This is a genomic window from Corallococcus llansteffanensis (assembly GCF_003612055.1).
GTDB lineage: Bacteria > Myxococcota > Myxococcia > Myxococcales > Myxococcaceae > Corallococcus > Corallococcus llansteffanensis.
Map to the genome: position 1 here is coordinate 1 of NZ_RAWB01000887.1, position 2,506 is coordinate 2,506.

Below are 2,506 nucleotides of genomic sequence, written 5' to 3' on the forward strand. Positions count from 1 at the left end.
CTCCCTCGCCAGGGGAGGGCACACCCCCCCTTGGGAACCGGGGCGGGCACGGACTAGGATGGCGCCCCGACGATGGCCAACGCCGATCCGAACAGCTTCCTGAACAAGTACTCCGATATCGTCCTGGCGGTGGTCGTCGTGGCCATCGTCGGGATGATGATCGTCCCGCTGCCGACGTTCCTGCTGGACATCCTGCTGACGCTGAACATCAGCATCTCGGTCATACTTCTTCTCATCTCCCTCTACGTGCCAGGCGCGCTGCAGCTGTCGGTGTTCCCGACGGTGCTGCTGATCACGACGATGTTCCGCCTGTCGCTCACCATCTCCACCACCCGACTCATCCTGCTCACCGGCGACCCGGGCGAAGTCGTCGTGGCGTTCGGTAACTTCGTGGTGCAGGGCAACTTCGTCGTCGGCGCCATCCTCTTCCTCATCCTGGTGGTGGTGAACTTCATCGTCATCTCCAAGGGCTCGGAGCGCGTCGCCGAAGTGGCCGCGCGCTTCACCCTGGACGCGATGCCCGGCAAGCAGATGTCCATCGACGCGGACATGCGCGCCGGCTCCATTGATCAGGATCAGGGCAAGAAGAAGCGCCGCGACCTGGAGCGCGAAAGCCAGCTCTTCGGCGCCATGGACGGCGCCATGAAGTTCGTGAAGGGCGACGCCATCGCGTCCATCATCATCACGGTCATCAACATCGTGGGCGGCCTCATCATCGGCGTGACCCAGAAGGGGATGGCCGCGGGCGACGCGGCGCAGAAGTACACGCTGCTCACCATCGGTGACGGCCTCGTCGGCATGATTCCCGCCATCCTCATCTCCACGTGCGCCGGCATCCTGGTGACGCGCGTGGGCGGCGAGGAGGAGGGCGCGCACCTGGGCAAGGACGTGGGCACCCAGCTCACCGCCTACCCGAAGGCCATCGCCATCGCGGCGGCCATGCTCGTGGGCCTGGGCCTCATCCCCGGCCTGCCCAAGATTCCCTTCTTCATCCTGGGCGCGGGCGCGGGCTTCGGCGCGTACTCGATGATGAAGAAGAAGGACGCGGATCAGGCCGCGGAGGACGCGGGCCCCGCGACGGAGTCCAGCTTCGGCACGCCGGTGTCGTCGGAGCCGCCGCCCAAGGAGCAGCTCAACCCGGACTCGGAGCTGTTCATCCCCGTCGTCACCCCCATCGTGCTGGAGGTGTCCGACGCGCTGGTGCCCTTCGTGGACTCGCGGCAGGACGGCGGCAAGTTCCTCTTCGAGCTCATCCCGTTCATGCGCGACGGCCTCTTCGTGGAGCTGGGGGTCCGCTTCCCCGGCGTGCGCGCGCGCGGCAACGGCGGCCTGCCGCCCGGGGCCTACCAGATTCAAATCAACGAGGTCCCCGTCGTCACCGGCCAGGCCACCCTGGGCCACATCCTGGTGAACGACACGGTGGAGCGCCTCAAGCTGATGAACATCCCGGGCTTCGAGGCCATCAACCCCGCGACGCGCCAGCCGGCCGCGTGGGTGCCCGAGCAGTACCGGGAGACGCTGGAGGCCGCCAGCCTCACCACCTGGGACGTGCCCGGCTACATCATCCTGCACACCGCCGCCGTGCTCCGGAAGAACGCCCGCGAGTTCGTGGGCGTGCAGGAGACGCAGACGATGCTGGAGCAGCTGGAGAAGGCGTTCCCGGCCATCGTGAAGGAAGTGGTCCCGAAGATCGTCAACGTGCTGAAGCTGACGGACATCCTCGGGCGCCTCGTGGAGGAGGAGATCTCCATCCGCGACCTGCGCGGCATCCTCCAGGCCCTGTCGGAGTACGGCCAGGTGGAGGCGGACAACGTCATGCTCACCGAGCATGTGCGCGCCTCGCTGCGCCGGTACATCTCCCACAAGTACGCGCGCGGCACGGGCACGCTGGTGGTGTACCTGCTGGATCCGAACATCGAGGAGGCCATCCGCAGCTCCATCAAGCGGACCTCCGCGGGCGCCCACCTGGCGCTGGAGCCGGACATCGCCCAGGAGATCGTCGGCGCGGTGCGCTCCGAGTGCGGCCACCTGCCGCCCAGCGCCCAGCGCCCCGTCATCCTCACGGCGATGGACATCCGCCGCTACGTGCGCAAGCTGCTGGAGTACGAGTTCAACCCCTCGTTCTCCATCCTCAGCTACCAGGAGCTGTCGCCCGAGCTGAACATCCAGCCGGTCGCGCGCATCTCCTCCGGTCGGTAGTTCGCGAGTCCGGGAATCCGGCGGCCCCTCGCGGGGCCGCTGACGTCCGCCCGGGAAGCCCCGGGCGGGAGCGGCTCAGGCGCCCGCGAGCACGGCGATCATCAGCGCGAGGAACGTCAGTCCCACCACGCCCATGACGATGAGCGGGACGAACTTCTTCTTGTCCGCGAGCCCCGCCATCGCGCCACCACCGTCGGGCTCGGGCATGGACTCGCCCTGGGACCCGTCGGGCGACGGCTCCTCGGAGGAGGCCGCGGACGGGTCCTCGGAGGACGCGGAGGCTTCGTCGGGGGGCGCGGGGGCGGGC

At 68.3% G+C, this 2,506-nt stretch carries 1 protein-coding gene and 1 pseudogene; one reads left to right on the forward strand and one right to left on the reverse strand.

Going from position 1 to position 2,506, the window contains the following annotated elements:
* Positions 1-72: 72 nt before the first annotated feature.
* The gene (gene sctV / locus D7V93_RS41680; RefSeq protein WP_120648516.1) at positions 73-2,199 is read left to right on the forward strand and encodes a type III secretion system export apparatus subunit SctV; all 2,127 of its coding nucleotides are present in this window, start codon (positions 73-75) and stop codon (positions 2,197-2,199) included.
* 75 nt (positions 2,200-2,274) lie between these two features.
* On the opposite strand, the pseudogene D7V93_RS41685 reads toward sctV, so the two are convergent.
* Positions 2,275-2,506 (reverse strand): annotated as a pseudogene (locus D7V93_RS41685) (FHA domain-containing protein); the annotation flags it as partial.

What these genes read in the sequence shown, in the direction of transcription:
- sctV (WP_120648516.1), top strand. Translation starts at nt 73, where the DNA reads ATGGCCAACGCCGATCCGAACAGCTTCCTGAACAAGTACTCCGATATC.